Origin of the sequence: Anaeromusa sp., from assembly GCF_028691475.1 — a bacterium.
GTDB lineage: Bacteria > Bacillota > Negativicutes > Anaeromusales > Anaeromusaceae > Anaeromusa.
Genome location: NZ_JAQUZF010000024.1, coordinates 21,097 through 27,994, shown reverse-complemented (window position 1 = coordinate 27,994; position 6,898 = coordinate 21,097). Strand labels below are relative to the sequence as shown.

The following is a 6,898-nucleotide window of genomic DNA, read 5'->3' as shown; positions in this document are numbered from 1 at the left end:
GGTTCCTTGCGAAGCAAGCGCAAAATATTCCCGACAGCTAATCTAGCCTGCTGCACGGCTACCGGCGCAACCATGGGCAGCAAAACTCCCTCTTGTTGCAGCCCGGCGGCATCGCCTATGCAAAAGACACCTTCTGCTCCCGGAACCTGCAAGGTCGGCGTTATCAGCACTCTATTTTGACGGCCTCGTTCCACCTGCAGCTGTTCCACTAGCGAAGAGGCTTTGACTCCAGAGGCCCAGATCATGGTACGCGCCGCCAAGGTACTGCCGTCGCGAAAAGTCAGGCAAGCACCATCATACCCGGCAACAGCCGTTTGCAAACGCACTTCTACGCCTTTGCGGCTCAATGCCTGCCGCGCCGCTTCCGATAAGGCTTCCGGCACCATAGGAAGCAGCCGCTCTCCCGCCTCCACTAAGACCACTTTAATTTCTTCACGCAATAATGCCGGATAATCAGGCAACAGCGTCCGTTCGATCAATTCCGTCAAGGCGCCAGCGCACTCTACGCCAGTAGCGCCGCCGCCACTGACGGCAAACGTCAGCAACGCCTTGCGACGCTGCACATGCTCTTCTTGCAACGCTTCTTCAAACTTCAACAAAATATGGTTACGAATCGCAATCGCCTCGTCAATGTCTTTTAAACCAAAGGCATGCGCTTGCACATCTTCCATGCCAAAGAAATTAGTTTCTCCTCCTACTGCTACAATCAGGTAATCATAGGCGACTTCGCCGCTGCTGGTTTGCACCGTCTTTTGGGCAAAATCCACGCCGGTGACCTCCGCCATGCGAAACTCTAAATTCTCCTGCTTTCGTAAAAGCGAGCGTGTAGAACTTGCAATATCAGCCGGCGCCAATGCGGCGGTAGCTACTTGGTACAATAAGGGCTGAAACAAATGATAATGACGCCGGTCGATCAACACCACGTCCACATTCTTATCCGCCAATTGGCGTACCGCTTCTAAGCCCCCAAAACCGCCTCCAACGACAACAATTTTAGGTCTTTGCTGCAATGCTTGCATAATGCCACCTCATCTTGTAATTTATGACCAAAATAAATCTTTACCAAAATTCCAAAGGCTTCTCGATCTTTTTAGTGATTTTTTTCACTTTCTTGTGCAAAAAAATATATTTGTATACACAATACAGTACCCTTGTTTGTGATTATTTTACCATAGTCATTTTTCACTGTAAATATATGCATTGCTTTAATTAATATCTTTTATCCTTTAATAAGTATCTTTCTTTTTTACTTTCAACTTTACTTTTAAATCAATTTATTTGCACTATTCTCTTAATTTTCGTTTCAATATGTACATTTCTATCAATAATTCTTTCTACCGCCGTTGAGTCGCTTTTTCTGCTTGTTATTTTCTTTGCATTGATATACAATTTGCTTCTGTCTGCATACGAACCTATCGCTATAATGCAAGTCAAGCTTTCATCAGGGAACTAGGACCATTTATCCCCGAAAAACCTATTTAAGCAGGACTTTTCATCATTTCGACCCAGGACGCCAATGCACAATATATAGTGTCGCTCCTTATTGACCAACACTATATATTCATGTAGAATTAAAATCGGCTTCATACGGAACATCAAAATTCACATCTACATAAGGAGGTGACTGGCGCAGCATTCCATGCTGCCGCCTTGCCCATGCTGACGACTATTGTTAAACGTGACGGACGCCAAGTTCCCTTTAATTTGGAGAAAATAGCCAATGCTATTGCCAAGTCTCTGCAGGCTGCGGGAATTAACGACAACACGAAAGCTTTACAACTGGCTACGGAAGTAGTTCACCAAGCTACCCAAGTTTATACTGAACGAAACACGCCGCCCAGTGTAGAAGATATTCAAGATATTGTGGAAAAGGTCTTAATCAACGCCGACCTGGCCAAAGCCGCTAAGGCCTATATATTATATCGCGCCGAGCGCACCCGGATGCGGGAAATGAACACCCGCTTGATGAAAACCTACGAGGAAATTACGCACAGCGCTTCTCAAGAAAGTAATTTGAAGCGTGACAATGCCAACATTGACGGAGATTCCTCCATGGGCGCCATGCTGAAATACGGTTCGGAAGGCGCAAAAATCTTCAATGAAATGTATATTCTAAAACCAGACCATGCCAAAGCGCACAAAGACGGCGACATCCACATTCATGATTTTGATTTTTATACCTTAACTACTACTTGCTGCCAAATCGATATCCAGCGCCTGTTCCAAGGCGGTTTTTCCACCGGCCACGGCCAATTGCGCGAGCCGAACGATATTTCCAGCTATTCCGCCCTTGCCTGTATTGCCATTCAATCCAACCAAAACGATCAGCATGGCGGCCAAAGCGTTCCTAACTTTGACTACGGCTTGGCCGAAGGCGTTAGCAAAACCTTTGTCAAACGCTACCAAGACAATCTGAGTAAAGCCCTGTTTTTTGAGAGCGGTCAGGATAATGTCAAGGAGCTCGTCGTTAAAGCGGCGCAGACACTGCAGAAGCAAGAACAGCTGCAAATCACCTTGGCTAATGACAGCGGCTATCAAGAAAAAGAGTTTGCCTTGCTGCAAAACGATTTCGACACTGCTTTGCTCAATAAAGCCCAGCAATTTGCTTTCACGCAAGCTGTTGCGGAAACCGACAAAGCCACCTACCAAGCCATGGAGGCTCTGATTCACAATCTCAATACCATGCACAGCCGGGCTGGCGCGCAGGTTCCCTTTAGCTCTATCAATTACGGCACCGATACGTCCCCGGAAGGACGCATGGTAGTCAAAAACATTCTCTTAGCTACGGAAGCCGGCTTAGGCTGCGGCGAAACGCCTATTTTCCCTATTCAGATTTTCAAGATCAAAGAAGGCGTCAGCTATAACCCGGAAGATCCTAACTACGATCTGTTCAAGTTGGCCTGCCGCGTCAGCGCGAAACGCCTTTTCCCCAATTTCTCCTTTATTGATGCGCCTTTTAATTTCCAGTACTACCAAGAAGGCCGCCCGGAAACGGAGATCGCCTATATGGGCTGCCGCACGCGCGTTATCGGCAACCCCGCCGTTCCTTCCCAGGAAATTGTTTACGGCCGCGGCAATCTCAGCTTTACGTCAATCAATCTGCCTCGTTTAGGCATTCTCAGCCATGGAGACAGCAAGCAATTCTATAAAAGCCTGGACGAACTCATTGATCTTTGCATCGACCAGCTTTTAGAGCGCTTTGAAATCCAATGCCGCAAGAAAGTACGCAACTATCCGTTCCTCATGGGCAATGGCATCTGGCTGGATTCGGACAAACTTTCCGCTGACGACGAAGTGCGCGAAGTGCTCAAACATGGTACGCTGACAGTGGGCTTTATCGGCTTAGCTGAATGCTTAAAAGCCCTCACAGGCCAGCACCACGGCGAATCGGACGCGGCGCAAGAAGCCGGTCTGCGCATCGTTAAGCATATGCGGCAGCGTATGGACGACGCCGCTAAACAATATGGCCTGAATTTTTCTCTGATTGCTACGCCTGCGGAAGGACTCTCCGGCCGCTTCGTAGATATGGACCGCAAACGTTTTGGCAGCGTTCCCGGAGTCACGGACCGCGCCTATTATACCAACTCCTTCCATGTTCCGGTCTATTGCCCTATCAGCTCCTATAAAAAAGTGCAGTTGGAAGCGCCCTACCATGCACTGACCAATGGCGGCCATATTACCTATGTGGAGGTAGACGGCGATCCCCTCAAAAACCTTGACGCCTTCGAGTCCATTGTCCGCTGCATGAAGGAAAGCGGCATTGGCTATGGCGCCATCAATCATCCCGTAGATCATGATCCGCTGTGCGGCTACAATGGGATTATTGACGAGGTCTGCCCGCATTGCGGACGCACCGAAAACGAGTCCGGTTCTTTCGAGCGCATTCGCCGGATTACCGGATATCTTGTGGGCACACTGGATCGATTCAACAATGCCAAACGCGCTGAAGAGAAAGACCGTTATAAACACTTAGCTATTAGCGAACAAGCTTAAATTCAAAAAAGCTTTCAACCTCCCAATGATAGGACGCTGCCTATCGTTGGGAGGTTTTTTAATAAAAAACTCCCCATTTTCGATGAATAAAAAGGAAAACTTTAGCAGTACGCTGAATTATAAAAAAGTTCGTTAAAATCAGACTTTACTTGCAGCAACCAACATACATGTTAGAACCTAAGGAGGAGTCCGTTTATGATGCAAAGCAATATCACTTGCAAGCACGACAACTCTTGCTTCTTAAATACTATTGCCTACGAAGCGCTTCTTAACCAAATAAGCGACATCGTTCTCCTCACCCATCTGGATGGCTCCATCTGTTATGCAAATCAAGCAGCTTCTGACGCCTATCAATATTCACAAACGGAAATAGCAGAACTGTCGCTGCAACATCTTTGCACGCCGACCTCTGCAACCTACCTTCAGCATCATCTTGCCGAAGCAAGAGCCACTGCTAAAACTATTCATGTCACACATATTCGCAGCAATCACTCTTGTTTTCTTGCAGAAATCAAGACGTCTTTTTTCCCGCTCCTCGAAAAACCATATTATTTGCATATCGTTCACGACCTTTCTCATTCCAAAGAAATTGCCCAGTCCTTAACCTCCTTCACTGCCGAAAATCAGGCCCTCCAAACTGACTTATCCGCAGCGTATGAAGAACTGTTAGCCTCCGAGGAGGAATTGCGGCAACAGCTAGATGAACTACTCACGCGCGACTATACCATCCAACAGCAGCAGCTTCTGCTGCAATCACTTCAAAAAAGCATGTTCCAGGTGCTGCACCATTTACAGGAAGAAGATATTTTACAATACATCCTAAAAGCGGCTGCTTCGCTGGTGAAAACTGAGCATGGCTTTATACACAAAACAGACGCTTCCGCCCAAGTACAGTTCCAAGCCCACGGCTTAGGCGTCCATGCTTGCTGCGTCGGTGTTTCCTTTCCCTGGCACGAAGGGTTGGCCGGGGAGTTAATGCGGCAGCGACACACCATCGTTGAAAATGACTATACAGCGTACCAAACGCGTAAAGCGCCCCCTACGGCACTGCATGCACGGTTCAACAAGCATCATCTTTCCTATCCTGATATGCACGCTGTGGTACTGACCCCGTTATGGGACAAGGAAGAAATTGTCGGGATTATCGGTTTGAGCCGCTACGAGAGCGAAGGATGCTTCACGCCTGCCGAAGCGGAAGCGTTGGAACAATTCGCAAGCATGGCGTCTTTAGCCTTAAATAGCTCTAAGCTGTTTCATTCCTTAAAGAAAGAAAATCTAGTCCGCCGCAAAGCCGAACAGCGCTTGCTGAAAAGCACTCATGAAAACCAGGCTCTTTTAGAAGCCATTCCCGACGCGATCTTCGCCGTCGATAAAGACGGGCGGTTTTTGCAATACAAAGCCAGTTCCATGGCTTTAGCTTTCCCCGCGGAAACATTTTTAGGCAAAACAGCCCATGAGATTCTCTCACCAGCTTTAGCGCAAAAAGCAATGCGCTTTTTACGGCAAGCGCTTACTTCTCAACGTCTTCAAACTTTTGATTTTGAATGGAATACGCAGCATTATGAGGCTCGGCTCGTCCCAACAGAACCAGATAAAGCAATCGCGATTGTCCGCAACATCACGGAACGCTACGAGTGGGAAAAAAAGCTTCGCCACCAAAGCTTGCACGACAGTTTAACCGGCCTTTATAACCGTACTTCCTTTGAAGAGAAAATGCAGAAAGTGAGCCAGCTTCAACAACCAACCGGTCTGCTTGTCTGCGATGTAGACGGCCTGAAGCTCTTAAACGACACCTTTGGTCACGCCATCGGCGATCAAGCTTTGCGCCAGGTAGCCGAACTATTGCAGGACGCCTTTCCTGCCGACGCCTTTCTCGCCCGCATTGGCGGCGACGAATTTGCCGCTGTCTTTAATCAACCAACGCAAAGCTTTTTCTCATCTATTTGCACTAAGATTCGTACCGCTTTAGAAGAACACAACCAAGCCCAGAAAGGCTTCCCTGTCAGCCTTTCTTTAGGCTACGCCATCTCTTCCCAAACTCCCCCGGACATGTGCTCTCTCTTCAAGGAAGCGGATACAAATATGTACCGCGAGAAGCTGCTCCAAAAGCAAAGCGCCAAGAACGCCATTGTCCAGACACTGGAACGCGCCTTGGAAGCAAGGGACTACTTGACCGAAGGCCACGGCAAACGTCTGCATGATCTCATGGAGCAGTTTATTGGGTTTCTAGGTTTACCTGCTTCTCAGCTAGCAGATTTACGCCTGCTAGCCCATTTTCACGACATTGGCAAGGTTGGCATTCCTGATCATATTCTATTTAAGCCAGGCCCGCTCACGGAAGAAGAATGGACGGTCATGAAAGAGCATACGGAAATAGGCTATCGCATGGCTAAGTCCATTCCCGATTTTGAACCGATTGCCGACTGGATCATCAGCCATCATGAACGCTGGGACGGCCAAGGCTACCCGCAGGGACTGAAAAAAACAGCCATCCCGCTGCCTTGCCGTATTCTCGCTTTGGTTGATACCTATGACGCCATAACCCATGATCGTCCTTACCGCAAGGCGGCCTCCGCGAGCGAAGCTATAGCGGAATTACAGCGCTGTGCCGGCAGTCAATTCGACCCGGAACTGACAACTCAGTTTATCAAACTGCTTGAAAGCGATCATTCGCTCTAGGTCCACTCTAGGATAAAAAAACCGCTGCGCGGTCCTTTGGGGGGAACGTCACACAGAGTAACAGAGAAAGGCCAGAGGAGTAAAGTGAGGGATCAATGAGGCTGTGGCGGCCGTTTATACAGCGGCTCCTAACCCCAAAACCCCTTTCGCGTTTTTCGTGTATTTCGCGGTTCGTTGTCCCTGCCATTCCTCATCTCTCAGCCTTTAAATTCCGGTAAATTTAAAA

At 48.2% G+C, this 6,898-nt stretch carries 3 protein-coding genes; 2 read left to right on the top strand and 1 reads right to left on the bottom strand.

The window, feature by feature from the left end; translation table 11 throughout:
• Positions 1-1,019: NAD(P)/FAD-dependent oxidoreductase (locus PHF27_RS05380; RefSeq protein WP_300067089.1), on the bottom strand; the 1,019-nt coding region annotated here is incomplete at its 3' end.
• Positions 1,020-1,656: 637 nt separating this feature from the next.
• Here PHF27_RS05380 and PHF27_RS05375 point away from each other — a divergent pair.
• Both PHF27_RS05375 and PHF27_RS05370 read left to right on the top strand, forming a co-directional pair.
• Positions 1,657-3,993 (top strand): anaerobic ribonucleoside triphosphate reductase, encoded by a 2,337-nt coding sequence (locus PHF27_RS05375; protein WP_300067091.1) that lies wholly within the window; start codon positions 1,657-1,659, stop codon positions 3,991-3,993.
• A gap of 195 nt (positions 3,994-4,188) precedes the next feature.
• The gene (locus PHF27_RS05370) at positions 4,189-6,672 is read left to right on the top strand and encodes an HD domain-containing phosphohydrolase (RefSeq protein WP_300067087.1); all 2,484 of its coding nucleotides are present in this window, start codon (positions 4,189-4,191) and stop codon (positions 6,670-6,672) included.
• Positions 6,673-6,898 lie beyond the last annotated feature (226 nt).

Coding starts and splice junctions, on each gene's coding strand:
- PHF27_RS05375 (WP_300067091.1), top strand. CDS start 1,657: ATGCTGACGACTATTGTTAAACGTGACGGACGCCAAGTTCCCTTTAAT.
- PHF27_RS05370 (WP_300067087.1), top strand. CDS start 4,189: ATGATGCAAAGCAATATCACTTGCAAGCACGACAACTCTTGCTTCTTA.